Here is a 23,720-nt window from a genome sequence, read left to right on the forward strand (position 1 = left end):
CCCGTTCGAAGCCCGGTTCGAGACCTCGTCCGAGACCCCGTCCGAGACCCCGTCCGAGACCCGTCCGAAGGTGCCGGAGAGGCCGTATGAGTCCGCTACGCGTCGGTGTGCTGGCCTACCCCGGTTGCTTCGCGTCGGAGGTGTTCGGCGTCCCTGACCTCCTGACCATGGCAACGCACGTCGCCGCGGCGCGAGGGTCGGTACGGCCGGCCTACGAGGCGTCGGTCATCTCGCCCCGGCGTCGTGTGATCGCGGCCGGCGGCTCGGTCCTCGACGTCTCGGCGGTACGCCCGGTCGACGTCCTGATCGTGCCGGGATTCGAGCTGTCGCCCACGCTCGATCTCGACGCGACACTCGCAGGCCTGGGACCGGAGACGGCGTCGATTCGATCGCAGGCGGCCTCGGGGACCGCTGTCGTATCGATCTGCGTGGGCGCCTTCCTGGTGGCTGAGGCCGGCCTGCTCGACGGGCGCCGAGCGACCACGTCCTGGTTGTTCGCGGATCGGTTCGCCCGCCGGTACGCCGATGTGCGCCTGCGCCCGGAGAGTTTGGTCGTGACCGACCGGGGGGTGACGACCACGGCGGCCTTCAGCGCCATGTACGACTTCGCCCTGCAGTTCATCCGCGAGCACGACGGCCCCCGCGTCGCCCGTAGCACCGCGCGCATCGCGCTTGTCGACGACGCGCGTTCCACGCAGGCTCCCTACGTCGACCCGGGGCTCATACCCACGGTGGGCAGGGAGTTCTCGCTCAACGTCAAGCGGTGGCTCGACCAGAACCTCAAGTCGCGCTACGACCTGCCCACCCTCGCCCAGGAGTTCCACGTCAGCACGAGAACCATGCTCCGCCGCTTCGGCGACGAGGCCGGCGAGACGCCACTCGCGTACCTGCACACGGCACGGGTACGTCGAGCCAGACACCTGCTGGAGACGACCGACAGGACGGTCGCGAGCATCGCCGCCGACGTCGGGTACGGCGACCCCGGGTCGTTCAGCGGCATCTTCGCCAGGCACACGGGCCGACGGCCGAGGGAGTACCGCGCGATGTTCCGTCGCCGCCACGACCACGACGGGTCGACCCGACGCGCGGAGACTTGAAGCCCGCCCGGCCGCAGACCGGGGCGTCGGCCCGGAAGGCGACGCCGTGCTCACCATCGCGGAGACGGAACACCTGACTGCTCCCTGGGTGGCGGGCTTCTGGCAGACGCGCCGTACCGCCTGGCCGTGAGCCGGTGAACGGATTTCAGTGGGCGGTGAAGCCACCGTCGACGGGGAGAGCGGTGGCGGTGACGAAGCCGGCTCCGGGGCTGCACAGCCACAGGACGGCCGCAGCGACCTCGTCCGCCGTACCCAGGCGGCCGATGGGCTGTTCCTTGAGGATCCCGGCCATGGCCTCGGCCTGGTTCTCGACCATGTCGGCGACCATCGGGGTGTCGATGACGCCGGGGCACACGGCGTTGACACGGATGCCCCGGGGCGCGTACTCGACGGCGGCGCTACGCGTCAGGCCGATCACGCCGTGCTTGGAGGCGTGGTAGGCGGCGCGTTCGGGCAGTCCGACGAGCCCGCCCAGGGACGAGCAGTTGACGATGGCGCCGCTGCCCTGCTCGCGCATCTGCCGCAGTTCGTGCTTCATCGCCGCCCAGACGCCGCGCAGGTTGACGGCGTTGACCCGGTCGAAGGAGTCGGCCGTCTCGTCGGCCGCGTCGGTCGGCGGTACCTGGATACCGGCGTTGTTGAACGCCATGTCCAGACGGCCGTACTCCGTCACCGCGCGCCGCACCGCCGCTTCCACCTGCTGTTCGTCGGTGACATCGCAGACGACACCGGTCGCCCGCCCGCCGCGGCCGGTGATCTCCTCGGCCGCCGTGTGGACGGCGTCGGGGTCGAGGTCTGCCAGGACCACGGCGGCGCCGGAGTCGGCGAAGGCGCGGGCGGCGGCCAGGCCCATGCCGGAGGCGGCGCCGGTGACGAAGGCCACCTGGCCGGAGAAGTCGTAGGTGGGGTTCATGGGTGGTTCTCCAGTCGAGTCGGACAAGTTGAGGGCGGGGGAGAGTGGGCGAGGACGAGGGCGGGGGAGGGCGGGTGGGGGAGGGTGGGGTGAGGGCGAGGGGTCAGGGCTTGAGCAGGGTCTTGATGGCGCGGCGCTCGTCCATCGCCTTGAATCCCTCTGCGGCCTCGTCGAGTGGGAGGGTGAGGTCGAAGACCTTGCCCGGGTCGATCTCGCGGTCCCAGATGAGCTGGATCAGCTCGGGCAGGAACCGGCGCACCGGGGCGGGGCCGCCGTGCAGGTGAACCTCGGCGAAGAACAGTTCCTCGCCGGGAAGCTGCACCCCATGGGCCACGCCCACGTAGCCCACGTGTCCGCCGGGTCGGGTGGAGCGGATGGCCTGCATCATCGACTCCTGGGTGCCGACGGCCTCGATCACGCTGTGGGCGCCGTATCCGCCGGTCAGTTCCTTGATCCTGGCCACGCCTGCCTCGCCGCGCTCCTCGACGATGTCGGTCGCGCCGAACTCGCGGGCGAGCTTCTGCCGCGACGCGTGCCGCGACATGGCGATGATCCGCTCCGCGCCCAGCTGCCTCGCGGCCAGAATCGCGAGCAGGCCCACGGCTCCGTCACCGACCACCGCCACGGTCTTGCCCGGCCCGGCCTCGGCGGCCACCGCACCGAACCAGCCCGTCCCGAGTACGTCGGAGGCGGCCAGGAGGGAGGGGATGAGGTCGTCGTCCGGCATGCCGGGGGTGGCGACGAGGGTGCCGTCGGCCAGCGGCACCCGCAGGTACTCCGACTGCGCCCCGCCGGCCCCGACGAACTCGGCATGGGCGCAGCGCGACTGGTAGCCCGCCTCACAGATCTCACAGGTGTTGTCCGAGGCGAAGAACGACCCGACGACGAAGTCGCCGACCTTGATGTTCTTCACCTCGTCGCCGATCTCGGTGACCACGCCGACGTATTCGTGGCCCGCCGGGGTGGGCTGGGTCACCTCGTTGACGCCACGGTAATCCCACAGGTCAGACCCGCACACGCACGTCGCGGACACACGGATGACCGCATCCGTCGGTGCGACGATCGTGGGGTTCTCGCGCTCTTCCACCCGGACGTCGCCCGGGGCGTACAGGACAGCTCCACGCACTTGGCGGACCTCCCTTTCAGACAGCTTCTCTGGGTTGGCCATCCACCGTCCCTCGCCTCATGGATGCCTGCCAGGCACTCTCAGGGACCCCCACATCAGGAACCCGCGTCCTAGCCTGGGAGCCATGGAGTTTCAGCAGGAGATCCGGGATTTCCTCATGAGCCGCAGGGCGCGGATCACGCCCGAGCAGGCCGGGCTGCCCTTCGTCGGAGGCAACCGCCGGGTCAAAGGACTGCGGCGCGAGGAAGTCGCGATGCTCGCCGGTCTCAGCGTCGAGTACTACACCCGCATCGAGCGCGGCCGGCTCGGCGGCGCGTCCGAGAGCGTCCTCGACGCGGTCGCCCGTGCACTGAAACTCGACGACGACGAGCGCGCCCACCTGTACGACCTGGCACGTAACGTCGCGCCCGGCGCACGCCGCCCACGCCCCCAGCGCACCTCGCCCATCACCGCGTCCGTGCAGCAGGTCCTCGCGTCCATGAGCGTGCCCGCCGTCGTCCAGAACGGCCGCCTCGATCTCCTCGCGGCCAACGACCTGGGGCGTGCCCTGTACGCCGACCTGTTCACGATGGCCCGGCAGCCGCCGAACATCGCCAGATACGTGTTCCTCGACCCTCGTGCGGAGGCCTACTACACCGACCTCGACGAGGCGAAGGACCAGGTGGTAGCGATACTCCGCGCGACCGCCGGGCGCGACCCGCTGGACAAGCAGCTGACCGAACTCATCGGCGAACTCTCCGTCCGCAGCACCGATTTCAGCACCCGCTGGGCCAAGCACAACGTGCGCCGCCACTCACGCGGACGCAAGACCGTCCACCACCCGGCCGTCGGCACGATGACCCTCGCCTACGACGACTTCGCCCTGCCCGGCGACCCACACGTCTCCATCACCACCTACACCGCGGACCCCGGCACCCCCAGCGCCGACGGCCTCACCCTCCTGGCGGCCTGGGCCGATACCCGGAAGCAGCCGCGGACGACCGATGACGACGTACGTCGCACGCACCCCCGTCACCCTTAGGGCGAGCCCCTAAACCGCGAATGCACATCTCCCGTGAGGACCTCGCACGCGTACGTGTCACCGGCCGGCCCGGATCCCCTGGGGGAGACCACCAACGATCCCGGACAAGCCCCGCGAGGAACCGGCGGCGGAGGGCGGGGTCTCCTTCACCGCCAACGCCTCGCCGGAGCCGGTCACGAAGGGGAGGACCCTCACCGTGACCGGGGCGGATCACCTGGGCGAACTGGGACACCCACGCGTACCAGGGCTACGCGGGCCGCACGCTGAGCCTGCAGTTCAAGGCGGCGGGCACCTCCTCGTCCACGACGGTCGCGAAGGCGAAGTCGAGCGGAACGGGGGCGCTCAAAGCCACAGTCGTCACGCGCGCGGACCGGCTCGTGGCCCCGCCGGGTTGTTCCCCATGGTTCCGGAAACGGGTGTTCCTGCTACCTGGCGTGATTTGGACGGGAACTTCCCCTGCGCTGCACGAGCGCTGGACGAGCCCTAACCGGCCTCCCGTGAGAGTGGAATCACCAACTCCACCTGGGAGGACGGGAGCAGGGAGCCGGTTGCGGCGTACCCCATGCTTCCCCCGACTCCCCGGGCGGACTCCGCTCAGGATCGTAAGGGGCAGACTCATGGGTAACGCTGTGCGGCCACAGCGCAGGGCCATTCTCACCGGAGGAATCGCGGCGGCCTCCGCGGCCGTGCTCACCGCCTGTTCGTCGAAGACCGGCGGTGCGGACACGGCGAAGGCGGCGAACATCGGGGCGGCGTCACCGGCCCCGAAGGCCGCTGCCCGGCCCGACTCCGCCGGGACGGCGTACGCCAGGCTGCTGGACGGCAACAAGCGCTGGGTGAGCGGAAAACTGCAGCACCCCGACCAGGACCCCGCCCGGCGTGCGGCCGTCGCGCCCGAGCAGAAGCCCTACGGCGTGATCGTCTCCTGCATCGACTCCCGCGTGCCGCCGGAGCTCGTCTTCGACACCGGCATAGGCGACCTGTTCGTGATACGCACCGGCGGACAGGTCGTCCAGCCGGTGGTCGTCGGCTCCGTCGAGTACGGCCCCCTCACCGCGGGATCCCCGCTCATCGTCGTGCTCGGACATCAGAACTGCGGGGCCATCAAGGCGGCGTACAAGGCGATCAAGGACGGTGAGAACCTGCCGGGCAACCTGCAGTCGATCGTCGAGGCCCTGCGCCCGGCCTACCAGGACATCGCCAAGACCAGGCACACCGACCCCGTCGACGCGATGATCCGCGCCCACGCCAACCGGACCGCCGCCGATCTGCGGTCCAACACCGCCCTCGCCCCTCTGGTGAAGAAGGGTGACCTGAGCGTGGTCAGCGCCTACTACTCGCTCGACACCGGCCGCGTCGAGACCCTCACGGGAGCCCCTGCCGCCTGACCCGGCGACCGCTGCCCAGCCGCGAGCCTCGCCGCCCCCGTCACCGGAGGACTGGGGGCGGCCGGCCCGTCACAGGAGGACAGGGGCGGCCGGCCCCGCAAACAGATCGGGCGCCCTCATCCCGGACGAGGGCACGGCGTACCTGCTCCCGGCGCTCGAAAAGCCGGCCCCCTCGACCCCGACGTGAGCGAGGCGGGCGGCGCGTGGGGTGAAGACCGCCCGGACGGAGCGTCAGGACAGGCCGCAGCCCTCAAGGGCGGTCTATGCCCGGAAACCTTGGCTTTCCGGGTCGTGAAGGTTGCCGAAGGCGTCGGCGAGGCTGGTCAGGACGGAGCCGGGCCAGTCGCTCTCCCCGAACACGCTGATCGGCGCGGCGAGGATGCCGTACTCGCGGTGGAGCGTCCCCGCTGGGATGTCGACCGGGAAGAAGTAGTTGCCGGGACACGCCCGGCTCGTCGGCGGGATCGCCCTGAGCACGTCGTCCGGCAGTGCCTCGAACAGCCGCTCAGCCCGTGCGGTGAGTTCGTCGACGACCTGCCGGGGTACGTCGCTGTGCTCGGTCAGCAGACGGTCGGCGAGCCGCAGCTGCGCCGAGGTCGGTGGATCCGCCCGGAACGCTTCGGCCAGTTCGGTGTCCGCCGGACCCAGCAGGGCCACGCCGAAAGTGCGTGGCCACAACCACCCCTTGGTGACCGAATGCAGCAGGACCGCCCCACCGGTGTCCAGCAGTCGCCGGGTGCCGGCGGCGAACGGGGCCCCGAGGTCGTAGACGCTGTCGATCAGCAGCCGGCGGTGCGGTGATTCCCGCAGCCACGACAGCACCGCGGTGCACTCGGCGTCGGAGAGGTAACGGCCGAGCGGTTTGCTGGGGTTGGCGAGCAGCAGGTATTCGGGCCGGTGGCCGGCCGGCGAGGTCGGCAGGACCGGCGCCGGGAGCGTCGGGTAGGAGGTGGGCTCCAGGCCCGCGGCGCGGGCCAGTTCGAAGTAGACCGGGTACACGTCGCTGGGCAGCCACAACCGCGCCCGCATGGCACGCAGCCCGTGGAACACCGTCCCGAGCCCGTGCCGGACGCCTCGGCAGACCATGGCACGGCCGGACCAGTCCTCCGGCAGCTCGAAGCGCCGCAACCAGGCGCGGGCGAGATTGCATCGGTGCACCGTACGGAGGTCGGTCGGCGGTTGCGGTCGTATCGGGGCGAGCGCCCGGTACACGTTGGTCTCGGCGGCGTCCAGCAGCGACGAGGAAGCGCTGAGCTGCCGCTGCCGGTATTCCTGGAACTCGCCGAACCTCATGCCGGTGCGCCTTCCGTCACGCTTTCCGTCGAGTCTTCTGTGGTGTCCTCCGTCGCGTTTTCCGGCACGATCTCGCTGGCCCGGTCCTCCAGCGAGGCGTAGCAGCGTCCGTCGGCCATGACGTTCCAGCTGCGTGCGATCCCGTTGGTGCGTTCCCAGAACAGGCTGGGCTCGGTGTAGGCGGCGATCCGCATCGGCTGTCCGTCCCAGTTGCCGTGGTAGACCGGCGCGCCCCAGGGCAGACGGCTCGCCAGTGCGAAGCCGTGCCGCTCGGCGAAGTCGGTGACGACGGACAGCGAGACCTGGTGCTCTCGGCTCCATCGGTTGGCGGTGCGGTCGAAGTACAGCGACTCGGTGCTGGTGGATACGTAGAGCTCTTTGAAGCAGACTTCGGCGACTCCGAGACTCGCGGCCCACGAGAGGTAGTCGGCGACGTCGGCCGCGTCGGCGACGCCGCCGTGCTGGAGCACGCAGATCAGCCTCATCCGCAGCCCCGGCCAGCGGTCACGATCCCTGCGCCAGGTGTCGACGACGGAACGCACCGGCGTGCGCAGCATCATCAGCCGTTCATTGGCGTCGTCGTCCTGATGGTGCCGGGAGACCGCGAGGACGCTCAGGCCCGCGGCGCCCAGGGCCGCGAGGCGGTCCGCCCGGTCGGTGTGCTCGCCTTTCGCCAGGGTGTGCGCGTTGGTGATCAGGACGACCTTCGGGAAGGCCGCCGAGCAGGCGGACACCAGGCGCAGCTGCTGTTCGAACGGTATGAGCGTGGGCTCCCCGCCGCCGGTGATCACCGCGCGCTCGGCCCCTGCCGCCCGGGCGCGCTCCAGCCAGTGCGCGACCGCGTCCCAGGGGACTCGTGCCGGCGCCTGGTCGCTGGAGATCGAGGCCGAGGAGAAGCAGAAGGAACACCGGGCCTGGCAGGCGGAGGCGACCGGCAGGAGCGACACCGAGCGGGGGCGCGCGTCGGCGTAGGGATGCTGTGCCGGTTCGTGCAGGTGCAGGGAGGCCGCCATGGCATCCTCGACGGTCGTCGGGCGGAGAGTGAACTCGTCGCCTGCTCGGTCGAGTTCGTGGACCGCTGCCAGCCGGATGCGGGCCTCGTGCAGTTCCATGCCGAGGCCGGTCGACATGTTGGGCACCAACTCGTCGGGGTTCACCAGGGTTTCCAGCACCAGCAGCCGGTCGCCCGGAATGGCCAGACGGTCCAGCAGGCGTCGCGCCTTGCCGATACCGATTCCCAACTCCGCACGGGTCAACAGGTGGAAGCGGTCGGCATAGGTACTCTCCGCAATGCCCGCCTTGCCGTAGGCGTTCGCGTACTTGTCGAAGCCTCTGGCGAAGTTCGACAGCACGATGACGTGGAAGCGCTGGTCGCTGTGGTTCATCCCGTCATCATGCATGAGCGGGCCCCGGACGACCTGGACCGCTCAACTCGACGTGGCACCAATCCGTTGACGCGTCGGCGCCGTCAGCTCTGAGGCCGCCGGGCACGCGTCACCGCGCTGCCTCGCAGGCCGGGGACGGTGGCGAACAGCTCCCGCAGCGCGGCGGTCGCCGCCTGGACGACCTCCGTGGGGACGCCCTCGAAGAGCGCGTCGTGGGCCGCCGAGCTCACCAGGACCGAACGCTCGGCGAGTGCCACGCCGTCCCGTGTGAGGCGCAGCCAGGTACTGCGGGCGTCGTCCGGGTCGTCCTCCCGCTCGACGAGGTCGCGGGCCACGAGGCGGTGGGTGATGTTGGTGGTGCCGCCGGTGGAGAGCATCAGCGCCCGGGCGAGCTGGTTCGGCTTCATACGGTACGGCGCTCCCGCGCGACGCAACGCCACCAGGACGTCGAACTCGGCCGGGGTCAGCCCGAGTTCCGTCAGTTCACGCCGCATCACGCCGTTCAGTGCGCTGGACATGAACATGATCCGCTTGGTCAGTTCCGAGGAGGCGTGCTCGACCTCGGGCAGCTCGGTGCGCCACGAGTCCATCCATGCGTCCACGGGATCCGGTGGTGTCGTCACGCCTTCACGAGGCCCTTGGACCACAGCACCGGAAGCCGTTTCGGTACGGCCGCCAGCGTGGAGTGGATCATGCCCGTACTGTACTCACCGGCCGAGACCAGGACGCCGAGCACTCCGACCGCGAGGCCCGCGAAGGTCATCCCGGTCAGCGCGAGGGCGACCGGGCTGTCGCCGAGGGGCGGCCCGCCGCCGGGGCCGACGGTCTCGGGACTGTAGGGCGCCGACGCGAGGGCCCCGATGGCCACCAGCACGACCACGGGCAGGCCGAGGGTCACCCAACTCGTCCGTACGGACGAGAACTTGCTCCATTCCGAGTGCAGCACACGCGGGAAGGTGACCTTGTACGAAGAGGCGGTCGTCGTACTCATCAGGCGGCCCTCCCGGGGGCCGTGGCGCTCTGGTACTCCACGGCGTCGCTGGTCAGTTCCATGAACGCCTCCTCCAAGGACACGGCCTGCGGGGTGAGTTCGTAGAGCGGGATACCGTGCCGCGCGGCCAGGGCGCCGATCCGGCGGGAGCCCACGCCCTCGACCACGAACTCCTCCCGGGCGGCTGAGGTGAGGGTGGCGTCCGGACCCGTCAACACACTCCGCAACCGCTCCGGTTCGGTGGTGGCGACCTTCACGCCTCGCCCGCCGGCCCGCTCGATGAACTCGTCCACCGTGGTGTCGGCGAGCAGCCGACCCCGGCCGATGACGACGAGTTGCTCGGCGATCAGCGCGGTCTCGCTCATCAGATGCGAGGAGAGCATGACCGTACGGCCTTCCGCGGCGAGTCCGGCCAGCAGCTTGCGCACCCACAACACCCCTTCCGGATCAAGCCCGTTGACCGTGGGCCACGCTCGTGAGGCCCGCCCGTTCGATGACCTCGTCGACGCGGCGGCGCGGGATGCCGTGGGTGTGGGCGAGGGCCATCAGATGGGCGAAGGCGGTACGGCCCGGGTGGACCGAACGGGCCTCCAGCAGCGAGCCGATCTCCCGCAGGGGAGCGGCGTGCCGGGCGTACCGCCTGCCGTTCACGGTGACCGTCCCGCTGGTTGGCCGGTCCAGCCCGATGATCATGCGCATGGTCGTCGACTTGTTCGGCCCCGTTGGGCCCGAGAAAGCCGGTCACCCGCCCCGGCCGCACGGTGAACGTCAGCCGGTCGACGGCCGTCTTGTCGCCGTAGCGCTTGGTGAGTTGCTGTACGTCGATCATGGGTGCCGGTCCTCCGAGGCGCCGATCGCTCCACACGCACCGGCGACATCCGCCTTCGCGCCACGACCACCACGGGCCGCGCCACCAAGCTAGGCGCGGATCAGCCGCGCCACCTGGGGCCGTGGGCGACTTCGCCGCGCACGGGAGTGGCACCGCGGTACCAGTCGCCGACCCGCACTCGACTGTCGGGGCGCTAACGTCTGCGCATGCCTGCATCACAACGCCCCCTCCGGGTCATCACGCGACTGGTCGACGAACGCATCTGCGCTTACGACCTGGCCACCGAGGAGACGGGCGTGCTGTCACCCGCCATGGCCTGGCCGCCGTCTTCCGGGGACGACGTCATCGACCACACCGTTGACGTCGATCTTCAACGCGCCTACTACACGACCTTGAACGCGGTCGTATGCGTGACGACGGACGGGGCCGAGGTCTGGCGGTCAGGGCTTGAACCGGAGTCGGTTCAGCCACACGGACACCGTCCCGGGTGTGTGCTGTCGTCGGATGGCCGCGTGGTGTGGGTCTACCGCCCCGACGCCATGGCCGACCGTGACCGCCCCGACCAGTGGGTTGCCCTGGACGCCGCCTCCGGAGGGGGCATCGCGCAGGCGGATCTGCAGACCGTCGGGCACGGCGGGGTGCAACTGCCGCACGGAACGAGCGGGCACGTCCTTCTCGACGTGGGAGAAGGACAGGACGGCTCGGTCATCTTCCGCGCCTCGCTGACCGAGGCCGGGATGGACCTGTTCCGCTACCCCTGGGACGACCGATGCCTCATCGACCTGTCGCCCGACGGCCGCCACTTCATGACCGTCGACCACGCGCAGGCCGACATGGCCGTCCACACCTATCCCGAGGGTGAGGTGGCGTTCACCGTCTCGATCGACACGCTCGGACACGACCCGGACGAGGCGTACGTGGAATGGTGCGGCGGCTACCTGAGCCCGGACACCCTCCTTGTCACCGTCGCCGGCGAAACCGAGGACGAGCAGGAGTGGTTCCGCCACTATCGGGTCGATGCGAGCTCCGGCCAGGTCCAAGGCGAGTTCGACGGGCGCGGGGAGAACACCTACGACATGCGCCCCCTCGGGGACGGCACCTGGCTCACCACGGCCCCATCCGGCCACCCGATTCGCTGGACCGACCGAGCGAGAGAGCATCTCCGCGGACGGTCACGCGAGCGACGGCCACCGATCGGTGGCCCACTCCTGCCACCCTGACCACCCAGGAGGCGGACCTCCAACCTCGTGGCCCTCGAGTTCCGCGACATCGGGTTCCTCGAACAGCGCCCTCCAGCGCACGAGGTCGGTCTCGCTCATCGCGAAGGTCTGATCCGGGGTGGTCGACTGGCGATGGGCGACCCGAGCACGTTGGGTCTCATGGTCCACCGGCACATACACAAGCTGACAGGACGCGCCCACAGACATCACCAACCAGCGGATCGCGGATCTCTCGTCACGTGACCAGCATCCGAAGTCCAGGACCACACTGGTTCCCAGCCTGAGCGCCTCCAGAGCCAGCCAGAGCAGCCGTCCTTCGAGCACCTCGCGCTTCCCCTCGGGCTGCGGGTCGCCGAACAGCGGGATCATCCACTCATCCGGAGTCAGCCGCAGAGCGCTGTGCTCCTCGGCCAGTTGCCGGGCTCTCGTGGTCTTTCCGGCCCCTGGCAGACCGACCGTCAGGAACAGCGTCGTCACCCCCAGATCCTGTCACGAGGGCCAAGCGGAGGCTGATGGGGTACGCCGGTGGCGTGGGCCACCGGTTCGCAGAGTCCTTGGCCCCGCGGGGAGGTCCTGGCCCCGCAGGGAGGCCTTGGCCCCGGTTGAGTCTCCTGTGGGGGGAGACGGCAGGCTGTGGGCATGGATCGTGACGCGCTCTATTCCATCGGTGAGTTGTCCCGCAGGACCGGCCTGACGGTGAAGACCATCCGGTTCTACTCCGACACCGGCATCGTCCCGCCAACCGGCCGGAGTCCCGCGGGCTACCGGCTGTACGGCGTGGACGCAGCCGCACGCCTGGACCTGGTCCGCACCCTGCGCGATCTCGGGCTGGATCTGGCGACCGTGCGCAAGGTGCTGGACCAGGAGGCATCCCTACCGGAAGTCGCGGAAGTACACGCCCATGCTCTGGACGTACAGATCCAGGCTCTTCGCCTGCGCCGGGCAGTACTGCGAGCAGTCGCCAGGCGCGGCCCCACCCCCATGGAGATGGACCTCATGCACCGACTCGCCGCGCTGTGCCGGACCGAACGACACCAGCTGGTATCCGACTTCATCGACGACACGTTCAGGGACCTCGACGACAACCCGGAGTTCGTCACCCTGATGCGATCCGCCGTTCCCGAACTCCCCGATGATCCCGCGCCCGAACAGACCGAGGCCTGGGTGGCACTCGCCGAACTCTGTCAGAACGCGGACTTCCGTCTCACGTTACGTCGCACGGCCGCGGACCAGGCGCGAGAGCCTTCCGAGCGGGACGTCAGCGCGCTGCACGACACTCTCGACCACGCGATGCGTGAACGCTTCGACGAAGCCGTGTCCGCCGGCGTCCTGCCGACCTTCGCCGAAGACGCACCCCGCGCCGACTCACTGGGCGGCCTCTACGGCTACGCGTTCGAGCACGCGGGCGACGGCGATCTGCGCCGCTGGCTCCTCGCCCGCCTGCAGACAACCACCGACCCGCACACCGAGCGCTACTGGCAGCTCGTGGCGACGATCAATGGATGGCCCGCATCACCGGCACTCGCTCCCGTCTACACCTGGTTCGCCACCGCCCTGTGCCATGGGTGATGACGACGATCAGAAAGGCCTGACGCGATGAGGACGCGCGTCCTGCGATTCGGCTTGTACGCGGACGAGCAGGGGGTGGCATGGGTGCGCAGACTCGTCGAGGAGGCTGTGGGATCCCGGAGCGCCCGGATCGTCGATGAGACCGTCGTCCGCACTTTTCCCGGCAGTGAGCTGTCGACCGCCGACGTGTACGACCACCTGGTGGAACAGTGGGCTGTGGAACATCCTGCCCGGAGCAGCGGCGCACGGGAACCCGTAGAACTGTGCGTCCGGTTGCGGTGCTCCCTGCGGACGTGGCGGGCGATCCGCAGGACAGTGATCAGGACCCTGTGCCCGGAGGGCACGGCGCCGCACACCTGCCGTGTGCCATGGGCGGCTGCCTGACGGCGCGGCCCCGCACGTACCTCCACGGGCGTTCACGGGCGTTGAGTGAGTGTCAGGTCCATCATGCCTGTTCGGAGGCGGTTTTCGGTAGGACGCAGAGCACGCCGGTTTGTTCTTGTGGCGGTCGGTGCCAGGCATCAGACTCGTCGTCATCCACTCTTCGGCCGACGTGCCGGCAGCCGTTCTCCGGCTGTCGGCACGCTCGCCGTGCTGTCGCACCGTGTGACGTGCACGGGCCGGGGAGGGAGTGACGAAGGGGATCGATGGATCAGGACATGGTCGTGCTGGCGAGGGTCAAGCTGCTGAGTGCCAACCGGAGGGTGGTGCGTGGTGCCGAGGGGCTGTGGATCTACCGCCTTCTGACACGGGTCGAGCCGCAGACGTACGGGTCGAAGTTGGCGTACGTCCTGGTGGAGGCGAGCGCGTCGCCCCTGCTGCGGGAGTTGCCTGAGCGACGGCTGGCCCTGTTGGACGAAGCCGTGCAGGTGGCGCAGGCCCTCGACCCGTCGAACCCCTACCGGGCGAAGATGCTGGCCAGGGCCCTGGCTGCCAGAGAGCGGGAACAACGCGCATGACCGGGTGAGCGTCGGGCGCCGAATCGCCGGACGGTGAAGCAGACGCGGGAGCCCGTCCCGCTGTCCGAACGGAGCGGTGCCTGATTCCCAGGACGCACGGCTCGCAGCGTGGGGTCCCTACCGCGGTGGGGACCCCCGTGCCCGCGACGTCCGACGCTGCCAGGATTCCCCGACGGGCGCTCCGACGGGCGCTCGAACGGGCTCCCACACCCCGCGGCGTGGACTCGTCGGCCGATTGCCGGTTCCCGCCCTGAAAGCCCCGGTGTAAATCCCTGGTGAAGAGGAATCCCGGGCCTGCTACTCTTCGGCGTCCTGTCGCACACGCGTGCGCACACGCCGCACCACTCGTCGATCCACTCGTCGCATCAGTTCCATGGGGGATTCTGTCATGACCCAGTCAGCTCCATCGCCGTCCGAGGGCAACCCGTTCGCCCAGCAGCCCGCCGGCGGCAATCCCTACGCCCAGCAGCCCGCCGACGGTAACCCCTACGCCCAGCAGCCCGGTGCCGCGGTGCCTCCTTCGGCGCCGTTCGCACCTCCGGCCGCGCCGGCCCGCGACAACCTCGCCCTGGGGCTGGTCGTCGCCGTGGTCACGGCCCTGGTCACCGCCGGCGTCTACGGCGGGATCGTCGGTGCGACCGAGTACGAGATCGGCTACGCGGCCGTCGGTGTCGGCTTCCTCATCGGCTTCGCGGCGGGCAAGGTCGGTGGCGCCAACCCGATCCTGCCCGTGATCAGCGCCCTGCTGTCGCTGGGCGCGGTCTACCTCGGCCAGCTCATCGGCATCGCGGTGATCGGTGCCGGCGAAATCGGCGTGTCGGCGACCACGCTGTTCACCGAGCACTTCGACGTGCTGACGCAGGGCTGGAGCGAGACGGCCGACGCGATGACCTTCCTCTTCCTCGCCATCGGCGCGTATGCCGCGTTCACCGGTGCGAAGAAGGCCGCCCGGCGGTGACGCGGACACCGCGCGAACACGCGACCCGCGCATGAGCACGAACGCGCGCAGCGCGTGACGGGGCCCGTCGCCGCACGGTGACGCTGCCGGCCGATCCGGCCCCTGCTGCCTCGTCCCGCTGGCCATCCAGCGGGACGAACCGCTTCCAGCCGGCGCCTGCGGGCGCGGGCGCGGGGGACCGGCGAGCCGCGCGTCCCTTGCACCCGCCCGCACTCGTCACCGTGCAGACGAAGCTTCGGAGAGCCGCAACTCCAGATAGACGGCGGAGTGCGCCGCAAGCCGCCCCGCGGGGGCGGGGATCTGGGCGATGATGCGCTCGGCGTCGATGGCACTCAGGTCGACCGGGCTGGATCGATGGTTGACGATCACGATCTTGTCGCCGAAGCGGGCCGCCTCGACGCCTCGGACGGGCGGGAGCACGGCAGTGGGTGAGACACCTGCCAGGGCTTCTACCGGCGTCCGGCGCAACAGCACGACCGGATGCATCTCGCGATTGCCGTACCGGGGAGGGACGATCGGCATCGATTCCCGGCTGTACGAGTAGCCGTACTGGAATCCGAAGGAGTAGACCTTGCCGGCACCGACCGCCGTCTCGGCGACCGCCGTCCTTCCGGTCCGAAGGTAGGACGCGACAGGAGCACCGGTCTCGAACGCCACCGTCGACCACCCGTGCGGGATGACCTCCTCGTCCGCCCAGGCCAGGCAGTCGAAGTCGACGTCGGACTCGTGGATCGCGAAGGCTCTGCGGGCGAGTTCGCACGAGGGGCCGTGCCAGAGGTGCCCTCCGGCGGTCACCCATGCGCGGACGGTGCTTTCGAGGGCGCCGTTCTCGCCGAGGTCGTAGAGAGAGTTCGTCGGCACCACCAGGTGCTGGTAGTGCGCCAGAACACCGGCGATCACCTGGTCGGGGTGGACGACATCGACATGCCATCCCAGATCGGTGAATTGCTGGTACCAGCCCAGGAGATCCATCCGGTGGCGGCCGCCCTCGTCGACCTGCACGGGTTCGTACAGGCTCATCTCCGCGGGGAAGAGCAGGGCGACCTCACGCGCTCGCGGTTCCGTGATCAGAGGCAGGACCTCGGCCGCCCAGGTCGTTCCCACGCGGAGGGACTCCTTGAACAGGGGGTCCGCCCGGAAGAGCACGCCTCCGTCGTCCAGACCGCTGTACCCGTAGACGTGCAGGCCCCGTGCTCCGGCGGCCACGTGGGTCGCGAGGGCCTCGGCCGGCGGGACCACCCGGTAGATGTCCGCGTTGATGTGACGTCCCAGGTAGAGCCCGCCGGCGAACGGGGTGAAGCCGTTCGCCGCGCGGGCGATCGCGGCCTCGACGCTGACGACGCTGGCGTCGGCCCGGTTCTCGGCGTTGAGCGGAGCGGCCATGAAGAGCACGCCGTCCACATGCTCGGCGCATCGGTAGACATCCAGAGCGCGTTGACCGGTCTGCCAGTCCGGCTGTCCGGGAGGGTTGAAGAAGTATCCCCACTGGTGCAGAACCGGTTCCGTGAACAGGGGTGTGTCCAGCCCGGCCCAGTGCTGCCGCATCGTGGCGAAGTACTCGACGACGACCTCCGCGAGATGGGTCTGGTTGTCGATCCAGCGATGGAAGTCCGGTGTGCGGCGGACGAAGTCGTCGGCGCCGGGAACCGCGCACCCCACCCAGCTCAGTTCGGCCGGTCGCAACCAGTATTCGTCGGGGGTCAGTTCGTGGAACGAGGCGGCCTCGGTGGCGTAACGCTCGTTGAGGCGGGTGATGTCGCCGGCGTATCGGGCTGCCAGCCAGGTGAGGTACTTGGTCCGTCCCTCCGCGTCGAAACTGGGCTTCGCGATGGGATCGAACATGGTCTGCATCACGATGCGTCCGTCGTCGGTACGGCGCATCCCGGCGCCGTACAGCTTCAACAGCCCGCGTACGTGCTCGACCATGGTCCCCTGGGCGGTCGGTGACCAGTACTTGTACGTGCCCATCGGTGTGCCGTCTGCCCTGACGGCTTCCTCGCCGCGCACCGGCGGAACATTGCGTATCGAGGGGTAGAGGTTGTCGCCGCACAGATAGAGAGCCAGGCAGGTGTGGTCCAGGCCGAGTCGTGCGGCCTCGGCCATCATGAACTCCTGCATCGCCACGTACTGGCTCGCGTCGGCGCCGCTGTAGCGCGCGAAGAAGTCCTCCCACGGCTTCGAGTCCAGGTTGATGGAGTTGAAGCCGAGAGCGGCGATGTCGGCGACACCGCGGCGCGTCGCTTCGAGATCGCTGTAGAAGGGCTCGAAGAAATTGCCGAACCACATGCTGATGAGCGGGCGCGCGGTGCTGTTCACAGTTCCTCATCTGACGGAAGACGCTGCCGGACGGAAAGCCGTAGAAAACGATTACTGCGCGCAGCGTAGAGGACGGCCCACTCGCCGTACAAGGGAGGCCGTCGGCTCAGATGATGCCGTGCCGTCGTGCCTCACGGATCCACGACGGGAACTCGGACAGCAGCCGGTCGTACAGCTCGGCATCCGGTACGCCGCTGATGTCGTCGACGGCGAAGAACCCCACGTTGTCGACGCGTCGGCCGGGCAGGGTGTCGAACCGTTCCAGCACGCCGTAATTGGAGCGCCCCAGCCCGACGAACTGCCAGAAGATCGGTTCGTCCACCGCCTGCCGCAGCTCGGTCTCGATCTCCTCGTTCCGGTAGACGCCGCCGTCGGAGAAGAAGAGCACCAGCGTGGGGGCTGCCGCCGGGTGCTCACGGACGTACGTCCGCACCTCGGCGATCACCTTCTGCTCCTCGTTCTGGATGCCGACCGCGCGCATGTCCACCTGGCCCGGCAGCAGGCCCTTCCGCGGCTTCTTGCGCCGGAACAACGTCAGTTCACCGACCCGGACATGACGCTGCAGCCACTCCGGCAGGTCACCCAGGGCGAGGTCCGGCAGCCGGGCCGGGTTCGACGCGAACGTCCACGCCTGCATTTCACCGTCGTCGTCGAGCTGTGCGGCCACGGCAGCCATCCGCTCCACGACGTCGGCCACGACACCCTTCGAGTACAGGAACGACATCGACCCGGAGGCGTCCAGGACGAGGATGACGCGCGCGGTCACTCCCTCCGCCCCGTGCTTGCGCAGACTGACGGCTATCTGCTCCTTGCGCAGGGAGAGCCGCTTGCGCATGTCCACCGGCAACCGCTCCTCGCCCTTGACGAGACGCGGGGCGGGGGCAGCCGGGCCCCGGGGCGGGGTGGGAGAGCCGGTCCGGGGCGTGGCGCTCGCCACGGCAGGCGTGGGCGCCGGAGCGGCGGGTGCGGAGGGGAAGGTGGATGCGGGAGTGGCGGGTGTGAAGGGGAAGGTGGACGCGGGCGTGGCGGGTGCGGAGGGGAACGCGGATGCGGGAGTGGCCGCGGAGGAGGTCGTCGACGCGGTGGCGCCGGGCTCTTCGTCCACGCTGATCCCGAAGTCGGTGGCCAGCCCCGCGAGTCCGGAGGCGTAACCCTGTCCCACCGCGCGGAACTTCCACTGACCGGCCCGCCGGTACAGCTCTCCGCCGATGAACGCGGTCTCCGTCGTCGCCTCCATCTCGAACAGCGCCAACTGCTCACCCGTACCGGCGTCGATCAGCCGCAGCCGCAGACCGGACAACTGGCCGAAGGTGCCCCCGTCCGCGGAGGCGCCGAGGACGACCCGTTCGATCTCCGGCTCCAGGGCCCCCAGCTCCACCCCGACGGTGTCCGTCGTCCCGCCACCGTCCCGTCGCTTCCCCAGATGGCGCACGGCAGCCGAGGCGTGCTGGGGCTGGTTGTAGAAGACGAAGTCCCCGTCGTCCCTCACCCGTCCGTCGGCACGGAGCAGCAGCGCCGAGGCATCGGCGTCCGGCGCACCGACGCCCCCGGACCAGCCGAGCTCGACCCGCACCGCCTTGGCGGCGACGGGCAGGTTGCCGCCTTTGGTCATCGAAGTCTCTCTCATGCGCCCAGTCTGCCCAGGGAAACCCGACATCGGGACCGTTTGGTACACAACTACCCGCGCACGGTTACGTCCGCCGAGGCGCCCGCCAGAACCATCACGCGAGGCGGGCACGCCATCTACGAAGCCGACCACCACCGCCCTGATCCGGTCAGGACGGTGCTGCGCCGAACTGGCGCCTTTGGTCCCACCTACGCCGGTTGCGCGCGGCACAGACGAACAGCGGCTGGCCCCGGCCCTGGTGGCGTATCTGTTCCGGCTGGCCGGGGTCCCGAGTGCCTTGCCGCGGCCAGGCCTTCGTCTTCGACGCGGTGGGACGACTTCAGCACCGTTCTCCTGAGGGGAAGCGCAGGGCCGTGTCTCAGCCCCGACCAGGGGCTCCCGTGCGCAGGCCGTCCATGATCAGGTCCCGGAGACGTGCGGCCTGGGACTGCCAGTCGCCGTGGATGTCGATCCGCCAGAATCCGGCCATGATCAGGATGAAGTCGTCGGCGGTCACGTCGGGGCGGATGGTGCCGGCCTCGTGGTTGGCCGCGAGGAGGGCTTCGATCGCCTCGACCACCGGCTTGTAACCCGGCTGCGCCGAGGCCTCCGACGTGCCGATGGTCTGGAGCATGGCGTCGGCGAGACCCGCTTTGGCGACGGCGAAGCGGGCCAGGCTGTCCATCCACTCGTGCAGGGCCAGGTCGGGAGCCTTGGTCTTGAGCAACTCCGCCGCACTGTCGGTGAGTTGCCGCACCTCGTTGCCGTACAGCTCCAGGATGAGTGCCTCACGGTTGGGGAAGTTCCGGTAGAGCGTGCCCTGTCCCACCCCCGCCTTCCTGGCGATCACGGTCAGCGGGACGTCCGGCGAACCCGACAGCTCGGCCAGCGCGACCTCCAGAATGCGCTCGCGGTTGCGCTGCGCGTCCGAGCGCTGAGGCCCGTCGCTCCTCAACTCCACTCACTCTCCTCCTGAGCCCACATACCAAGCCCTTGCCTGCTTGCCTGCCTGGCCGCGGCTGCGCGATATGTCTTCCGGGTAGCGGACAGCGGTCCGCTTGGGAGTACGATAGCGCCGGATTCGGCCAGGGGGCAGTGGCCCGCTGCTGGTGAGCGGCCGGAGTGGTCGAGCCGCCGCAGAGCGGGCTGGGGGTGGCGGCGGGTCCTCACGGAGGGGTGTCGTGAGCCGCCTCGGTATCAGGAGCCCCAACCAGCACATCGAACTCGGCGGAGGTCAGGGCGAGTTCGGTCGTCCGCGGCGCAGACCGACGTACTTGCCACGCACAGTCCTCACCCGCGGGTCAGACCCAGCTCGCCCGCGCGCACGCCGGCCTGGAAACGCGAGTCCGCGCCCAGGGCGGCGAGGAGCTCGGCGACCCTGCGGCGGTAGGTGCGCAGCGACATGCCCAGTTCGCGTGCGGCGGTCATGTCGGTCATGCCGGAGCCCAGCGCGTGCAGCACCGTGCGGGTCTGTGTGTCGATGCGGGGCCGGTCGGGGTCGAAGAAGGCCGCCAGGTCGGTGGCCGTCTCCCACGCGGCTTCGAACAACGCGTAGGCCCCGCTGACCAGGGCGGGTTCGGCGCTCATGGTGTACGTGCGGTGGCGGTGGCCGTGAACGGACGGGGCGGAGGGCGTGGGGCCGGTGAGGATCATGGTGCGCCGGTCGATGAAGACCGTTCCCTGGAGCAGCGGGGTCGCGGCGATGCGCACCTGCATGCCGTGGCCGACCATCTCCCGGAGGACCTCCCGGTCCCGCTCGTCGGTGAGGGCGGCGGGGCTGTACAGCTTGCGGGCCTGACGCGCCCCGTCACGGCGTATCCGCAGGCGGGCGGCCTCGCGGGCGCCGGGCCAGGTGTCGAGGTCACGCGCGGCGTTGACCCATTCCGCGTCGCCCGACTCCGTCAGGGGTCTGATCCGGGCCTGGAGCTCAAGGTCACCGTTCAGGACCATGATCTGTGGCATACGTCCATTGTGCCTTTGGCAGCATGGTGCCAGAGCCTGGCCTGCGCGTTCTGGGCCGTGGAGGCTGGGGCCATGAGCAAAGAATTCCGTCTCGGCGGCGACCTGCCCATCCACCGGCTCGGCTTCGAGCCATGCGCCTGCCGTCCCAGCAGGGCATGGGCGGTCCCTCCCGCGACCCCGAGAACGGCCGTGCCGTGCTGCGCCGCGCCGTCGAACTCGGCGTCAACCACATCGACACCGCCGACTTCTACGTCAGCACCGGCGGCGAGGTACGCGCGAACGCCCTGATCCGCGAAGCCCTCCACCCCTACCCCTCCGGCCTGGTCATCGCCACCAAGGTGGGCCCGGTCTTCGGCCCCCTCGTCGGCCCCGGTGGCCTCTCCCACGGCACGCCGGCCGACATGCGTGGCTTGGTCGAGGCCAACCTGGAAGGCCTGGGTGTGGACCGCCTCGACCTGGTCTACCTGCGCGTCGGTGTCATGGAACCCCCGCACAGCGAGTCCATCGCCGCCCGCTTCGAGGCGCTCGCGACGCTGCGCGAGGAGGGGCTGATCCGTCACCTCGGTCTCAGCAACGTCGACACCGCCCATCTCGTCGAGGCACGCGCCATCGCACCCGTCGCGGCCGTTCAGAACCAGTTCCACGCCGCCAAGCGCGACGACGCGGAGCTGCTGGCCGCCTGCGAGGAGGCCGGCATCGCGTTCGTGCCGTTCTTCCCGATCGGTGGCGGCCGGGAACTCGATGACGAGCGGCTGGCCAAGGTCGCGGCCCGGCACGGCGCCACCGTGTCGCAGATCGGCCTGGCCTGGCTGCTGGCCTTCTCGCCGGTGACCCTGGCCATCCCGGGCACGGGCTCGCTCTCCCACCTGGAGGGCAACATGGCCGCCGCCGAGATCACGCTCACCGAAGAAGACCTCGCCGACCTCGCCTGACATCCGCGGGCTGTCGAAACGCCCCAAGGAAACGACCCGGCGGAAGGTGCCCGGGCCCCCGGTGCCCTGTGACTGTCCTCCTTCGGCGTTCGCGGGCAGGATTCCGCGTTCTCAAGGAAAGGACCGCGCCACCCCGTGGTCATCGTCTTCGTCGTCATCTCAGTCGCCGTTCTGGCGGCGCTCGTCACGCTCCATTGGTACGCGTGGCGCCGTCTCGTACGCGACACCTCGCTCCCGGGCTCCGTCCACCGTCGAGTCGGGAACGCCGTGTTCGCGGCCGGGCCGGTGCTCATGGTCGGTGCCATGACGAGCGGATTCGGTGGAGTCCCGTTCGTCGTCCGGCGCGTCATCGCCTGGCCTGGATACCTGTGGCTGGCCCTCTTCCTCTACCTGCTGCTCGCGCTGCTGGCAGGGGAGGCGGTCCGCCCTGTGCTGCGGTGGTGGCTCGCCCGGCGAGGCGCTGGCGCCGAGCGGTCCGGGAAGGCGGACCCCGGCGGATCCGCTCCCTCGCGCCGCCTCTTCGTCTCCCGCGTGGTGGGCGGCGCGGCTGCCGCTGTGGCCGTGGGCACCGTCGGCTACGGGACGTACGGCGTACTCCGCGGCCCCGCGGTGAAGCGGCTCACCATTCCGCTGGCCAAGCTGCCGCGCGGGGCGCACGGCTTCCGGATCGCGGTGGTCAGCGACGTCCACCTCGGTCCGATCCTGGGCCGCGGCTTCTCCCAGCGGGTCGTCGACACCATCAACGCCACCCAAGCCGATCTGATCGCCGTCGTCGGCGACCTGGTGGACGGCAGTGTCGAGGACCTCGCCCCGGCCGTCGAACCCCTCGCCCGGCTGCGGGCGCGGCACGGCTCCTACTTCGTCACCGGCAACCACGAGTACCTCTCCGGCGCCGAACCGTGGGTCGAGAAGGTACGGGACCTGGGTCTGTGCCCGCTGGAGAACGCCCGCACGGAACTGCCCGGCTTCGACCTCGCGGGCGTCAACGACGTCCAGGGCGAAAGCGAGGGCCAGGGTCCCGACTTCGCCAAGGCACTCGGCGACCGTGACCGCTCCCGCGCCGCCGTCCTCCTCGCCCACCAGCCGGTCCTCATCCACGACGCCGTCCGCCACGGAGTCGACCTCCAGCTCTCCGGCCACACCCACGGCGGCCAGCTCTGGCCCGGCAACCTCCTCGCCGAGCTGGCCAACCCCACCGTCGCCGGCCTGGAACGGTACGGCGACACCCAGCTGTACGTCACCCGCGGCGCCGGAGCGTGGGGCCCGCCGGTCCGCGTCGGCGCACCGTCCGACATCACCGTCGTCGAACTCGCCTCGCGGCAGGCGTAGCCGCCGGACGTTCGCTCACTTCTCTCCGGTGGCGGACACGCTCAGCCGGCGACTCCCTGACTTCCTGTCAGCCCAGGCCTGAGCCCTTGCTCCTCCCCAGCCCTGCCGGTCGGCAGCCTGCTGTCACGTTTCCTTCCGCAGGGCGGGAAACAGGGCGCGGACACGGTCGGGGTCGGGCGTGAGGAAGACGCTGTCCGCGGTGACCAGGTTGATGGATGGATCTGCCTGGGTGGTGATCGTCCCGGTCACGAAGGCCTTGCGGTTGTCCGTGCCGGTGACGCGTCCGAGGATGCGCAGGGGTGTCTCCAGCGGAACGGGCTGGTGGTAGTGGAGCTGGAGGGAGATGGTCATACCGGGCATTCCCGCGGCGGTGCAGGCCTGGCCCATGAGTTCGTCCAGGAGCATGGCGCTCATGCCGCCGTGGCCGTAACCGGGCGGGCCTTCGTGCGCGATGCCCAGCGTGCAGTGGCCGATCACGCCGTCGTCGGTGGACGTGATGGTCACGGGCGGGGCCAGCGGGCTGCCTGCCCCGACGACAGGGCTGTACATCCGCGGCCCTGCGGGGAACCCGTCCACGTCGGGGATCTCCGTCCGTGTGCGCCGTCGTCCGGTCAGCTGGCCGGTGACATGACGGACGCCGTCCGCCACACGATGGAGAGTGTCGGGCGAGGCGGCGGTGCGGACCGTGGCTTCCACCAGGGCGCGCAGTTCGTGTCCCAGGCGGGTGATGGCCGCTCGCTGGTGCTCCAGGGACTCGGCTTCGGTGCCTGCGGGCGGTTCGGCGAGGGGGGTGTGCATGCGGTTTCTCCGTGTGTGTGTGTGGGGG

General features: G+C 70.0%; 20 protein-coding genes and 2 pseudogenes. 9 read left to right on the forward strand and 13 right to left on the reverse strand.

Annotation, left to right across the window (positions count from 1 at the left end):
* Nucleotides 1-86: 86 nt before the first annotated feature.
* The gene (locus ACZ7MG_RS32460) at nt 87-1,097 is read left to right on the forward strand and encodes a GlxA family transcriptional regulator (RefSeq protein ID WP_471381654.1); all 1,011 of its coding nucleotides are present in this window, start codon (nt 87-89) and stop codon (nt 1,095-1,097) included.
* 145 nt (nt 1,098-1,242) lie between these two features.
* On the opposite strand, the gene ACZ7MG_RS32465 is transcribed toward ACZ7MG_RS32460, so the two are convergent.
* Both ACZ7MG_RS32465 and ACZ7MG_RS32470 read right to left on the reverse strand, forming a co-directional pair.
* Nucleotides 1,243-2,010, reverse strand: a complete 768-nt coding sequence (locus ACZ7MG_RS32465; RefSeq protein ID WP_471381656.1) for an SDR family NAD(P)-dependent oxidoreductase — start codon at nt 2,008-2,010, stop codon at nt 1,243-1,245.
* A gap of 103 nt (nt 2,011-2,113) precedes the next feature.
* Nucleotides 2,114-3,136 carry a zinc-dependent alcohol dehydrogenase family protein gene (locus tag ACZ7MG_RS32470; protein WP_471381658.1) on the reverse strand — a complete coding sequence of 341 codons (1,023 nt, stop codon included), beginning with the start codon at nt 3,134-3,136 and terminating at the stop codon, nt 2,114-2,116.
* Between the two features lie 124 nt (nt 3,137-3,260).
* Between ACZ7MG_RS32470 and ACZ7MG_RS32475 the strand changes: the two genes are divergently transcribed.
* Complete coding sequence (locus ACZ7MG_RS32475; RefSeq protein ID WP_471381661.1) at nt 3,261-4,157, forward strand: helix-turn-helix transcriptional regulator; 897 nt, start codon at nt 3,261-3,263, stop codon at nt 4,155-4,157.
* 617 nt (nt 4,158-4,774) lie between these two features.
* Nucleotides 4,775-5,545: a carbonic anhydrase gene (locus tag ACZ7MG_RS32480; RefSeq protein WP_471381663.1), complete on the forward strand. Its 771-nt coding sequence runs from the start codon at nt 4,775-4,777 to the stop codon at nt 5,543-5,545.
* Nucleotides 5,546-5,806: 261 nt separating this feature from the next.
* Here ACZ7MG_RS32480 and ACZ7MG_RS32485 read toward each other — a convergent pair whose 3' ends face one another.
* From ACZ7MG_RS32485 to ACZ7MG_RS32505, 5 genes and pseudogenes are all read right to left on the reverse strand, one after another.
* Nucleotides 5,807-6,838: an aminotransferase class I/II-fold pyridoxal phosphate-dependent enzyme gene (locus ACZ7MG_RS32485; RefSeq protein ID WP_471381665.1), complete on the reverse strand. Its 1,032-nt coding sequence runs from the start codon at nt 6,836-6,838 to the stop codon at nt 5,807-5,809.
* The gene (locus tag ACZ7MG_RS32490) at nt 6,835-8,223 is read right to left on the reverse strand and encodes a radical SAM protein (protein ID WP_471381667.1); all 1,389 of its coding nucleotides are present in this window, start codon (nt 8,221-8,223) and stop codon (nt 6,835-6,837) included. The genes ACZ7MG_RS32485 and ACZ7MG_RS32490 overlap by 4 nt, the downstream gene beginning before the upstream one ends.
* A gap of 83 nt (nt 8,224-8,306) precedes the next feature.
* Nucleotides 8,307-8,813 carry a MarR family winged helix-turn-helix transcriptional regulator gene (locus tag ACZ7MG_RS32495; protein WP_471381669.1) on the reverse strand — a complete coding sequence of 169 codons (507 nt, stop codon included), beginning with the start codon at nt 8,811-8,813 and terminating at the stop codon, nt 8,307-8,309.
* Nucleotides 8,814-8,842: 29 nt separating this feature from the next.
* Nucleotides 8,843-9,214, reverse strand: coding sequence for a hypothetical protein (locus ACZ7MG_RS32500; RefSeq protein ID WP_471381672.1), 372 nt, complete (start codon nt 9,212-9,214; stop codon nt 8,843-8,845).
* Nucleotides 9,214-10,043, reverse strand: a pseudogene (locus ACZ7MG_RS32505) (ABC transporter ATP-binding protein). Before ACZ7MG_RS32505 ends, ACZ7MG_RS32500 begins: the two are co-directional and overlap by 1 nt.
* 206 nt (nt 10,044-10,249) lie before the next feature.
* Between ACZ7MG_RS32505 and ACZ7MG_RS32510 the strand changes: the two are divergent.
* Complete coding sequence (locus ACZ7MG_RS32510) at nt 10,250-11,263, forward strand: hypothetical protein (RefSeq protein ID WP_471381673.1); 1,014 nt, start codon at nt 10,250-10,252, stop codon at nt 11,261-11,263.
* On the opposite strand, the gene ACZ7MG_RS32515 is transcribed toward ACZ7MG_RS32510, so the two are convergent.
* On the reverse strand, nt 11,216-11,740 hold the full coding sequence (locus ACZ7MG_RS32515; protein WP_471381675.1) for a P-loop nucleotide/nucleoside kinase family protein: 525 nt from the start codon (nt 11,738-11,740) through the stop codon (nt 11,216-11,218). The two genes, ACZ7MG_RS32510 and ACZ7MG_RS32515, sit on opposite strands and share 48 nt — an antisense overlap.
* A gap of 162 nt (nt 11,741-11,902) precedes the next feature.
* Between ACZ7MG_RS32515 and ACZ7MG_RS32520 the strand changes: the two genes are divergently transcribed.
* From ACZ7MG_RS32520 to ACZ7MG_RS32530, 3 genes are all read left to right on the forward strand, one after another.
* On the forward strand, nt 11,903-12,832 hold the full coding sequence (locus tag ACZ7MG_RS32520) for a MerR family transcriptional regulator (protein WP_471381677.1): 930 nt from the start codon (nt 11,903-11,905) through the stop codon (nt 12,830-12,832).
* Between the two features lie 647 nt (nt 12,833-13,479).
* A complete protein-coding gene (locus ACZ7MG_RS32525; RefSeq protein ID WP_471381679.1) occupies nt 13,480-13,791 on the forward strand; it encodes a hypothetical protein in 312 nt (103 codons plus the stop codon).
* A 388-nt stretch (nt 13,792-14,179) separates the two neighbouring features.
* Entirely contained in the window at nt 14,180-14,749 is a 570-nt protein-coding gene (locus ACZ7MG_RS32530; RefSeq protein ID WP_471381681.1) for a hypothetical protein, read from the forward strand.
* A gap of 216 nt (nt 14,750-14,965) precedes the next feature.
* Here ACZ7MG_RS32530 and ACZ7MG_RS32535 read toward each other — a convergent pair whose 3' ends face one another.
* The 4 genes from ACZ7MG_RS32535 to ACZ7MG_RS32550 all read right to left on the reverse strand — a co-directional run bounded on the left by ACZ7MG_RS32535 (nt 14,966) and on the right by ACZ7MG_RS32550 (nt 20,633).
* A complete protein-coding gene (locus tag ACZ7MG_RS32535; RefSeq protein WP_471381682.1) occupies nt 14,966-17,065 on the reverse strand; it encodes a hypothetical protein in 2,100 nt (699 codons plus the stop codon).
* Between the two features lie 106 nt (nt 17,066-17,171).
* Nucleotides 17,172-18,692, reverse strand: a complete 1,521-nt coding sequence (locus ACZ7MG_RS32540) for a VWA domain-containing protein (RefSeq protein WP_471381685.1) — start codon at nt 18,690-18,692, stop codon at nt 17,172-17,174.
* A 358-nt stretch (nt 18,693-19,050) separates the two neighbouring features.
* Nucleotides 19,051-19,632 carry a TetR/AcrR family transcriptional regulator gene (locus ACZ7MG_RS32545; protein ID WP_471381688.1) on the reverse strand — a complete coding sequence of 194 codons (582 nt, stop codon included), beginning with the start codon at nt 19,630-19,632 and terminating at the stop codon, nt 19,051-19,053.
* 329 nt (nt 19,633-19,961) lie between these two features.
* Nucleotides 19,962-20,633 carry a helix-turn-helix transcriptional regulator gene (locus ACZ7MG_RS32550; protein ID WP_471381689.1) on the reverse strand — a complete coding sequence of 224 codons (672 nt, stop codon included), beginning with the start codon at nt 20,631-20,633 and terminating at the stop codon, nt 19,962-19,964.
* Between the two features lie 72 nt (nt 20,634-20,705).
* Here ACZ7MG_RS32550 and ACZ7MG_RS32555 point away from each other — a divergent pair.
* Nucleotides 20,706-21,565: pseudogene (locus ACZ7MG_RS32555) on the forward strand (aldo/keto reductase).
* A 135-nt stretch (nt 21,566-21,700) separates the two neighbouring features.
* Nucleotides 21,701-22,894 (forward strand): metallophosphoesterase, encoded by a 1,194-nt coding sequence (locus ACZ7MG_RS32560; protein ID WP_471381691.1) that lies wholly within the window; start codon nt 21,701-21,703, stop codon nt 22,892-22,894.
* A gap of 123 nt (nt 22,895-23,017) precedes the next feature.
* Here ACZ7MG_RS32560 and ACZ7MG_RS32565 read toward each other — a convergent pair.
* Nucleotides 23,018-23,720, reverse strand: a 703-nt coding sequence (locus ACZ7MG_RS32565; RefSeq protein ID WP_471946317.1) for a PaaI family thioesterase, incomplete at its 5' end; no start/stop codon positions are given.

The sequence above is a fragment of the Streptomyces sp. NPDC107538 genome (genome assembly GCF_055657445.1).

What these genes read in the sequence shown, in the direction of transcription:
- ACZ7MG_RS32475 (WP_471381661.1), top strand. Translation starts at nt 3,261, where the DNA reads ATGGAGTTTCAGCAGGAGATCCGGGATTTCCTCATGAGCCGCAGGGCG.
- ACZ7MG_RS32465 (WP_471381656.1), bottom strand. Translation starts at nt 2,010, where the DNA reads ATGAACCCCACCTACGACTTCTCCGGCCAGGTGGCCTTCGTCACCGGC.
- ACZ7MG_RS32485 (WP_471381665.1), bottom strand. Translation starts at nt 6,838, where the DNA reads ATGAGGTTCGGCGAGTTCCAGGAATACCGGCAGCGGCAGCTCAGCGCT.
- ACZ7MG_RS32460 (WP_471381654.1), top strand. Translation starts at nt 87, where the DNA reads ATGAGTCCGCTACGCGTCGGTGTGCTGGCCTACCCCGGTTGCTTCGCG.
- ACZ7MG_RS32530 (WP_471381681.1), top strand. Translation starts at nt 14,180, where the DNA reads ATGACCCAGTCAGCTCCATCGCCGTCCGAGGGCAACCCGTTCGCCCAG.
- ACZ7MG_RS32495 (WP_471381669.1), bottom strand. Translation starts at nt 8,813, where the DNA reads ATGGACTCGTGGCGCACCGAGCTGCCCGAGGTCGAGCACGCCTCCTCG.
- ACZ7MG_RS32540 (WP_471381685.1), bottom strand. Translation starts at nt 18,692, where the DNA reads ATGAGAGAGACTTCGATGACCAAAGGCGGCAACCTGCCCGTCGCCGCC.
- ACZ7MG_RS32500 (WP_471381672.1), bottom strand. Translation starts at nt 9,214, where the DNA reads ATGAGTACGACGACCGCCTCTTCGTACAAGGTCACCTTCCCGCGTGTG.
- ACZ7MG_RS32490 (WP_471381667.1), bottom strand. Translation starts at nt 8,223, where the DNA reads ATGAACCACAGCGACCAGCGCTTCCACGTCATCGTGCTGTCGAACTTC.
- ACZ7MG_RS32525 (WP_471381679.1), top strand. Translation starts at nt 13,480, where the DNA reads ATGGATCAGGACATGGTCGTGCTGGCGAGGGTCAAGCTGCTGAGTGCC.
- ACZ7MG_RS32520 (WP_471381677.1), top strand. Translation starts at nt 11,903, where the DNA reads ATGGATCGTGACGCGCTCTATTCCATCGGTGAGTTGTCCCGCAGGACC.
- ACZ7MG_RS32480 (WP_471381663.1), top strand. Translation starts at nt 4,775, where the DNA reads ATGGGTAACGCTGTGCGGCCACAGCGCAGGGCCATTCTCACCGGAGGA.
- ACZ7MG_RS32510 (WP_471381673.1), top strand. Translation starts at nt 10,250, where the DNA reads ATGCCTGCATCACAACGCCCCCTCCGGGTCATCACGCGACTGGTCGAC.
- ACZ7MG_RS32550 (WP_471381689.1), bottom strand. Translation starts at nt 20,633, where the DNA reads ATGCCACAGATCATGGTCCTGAACGGTGACCTTGAGCTCCAGGCCCGG.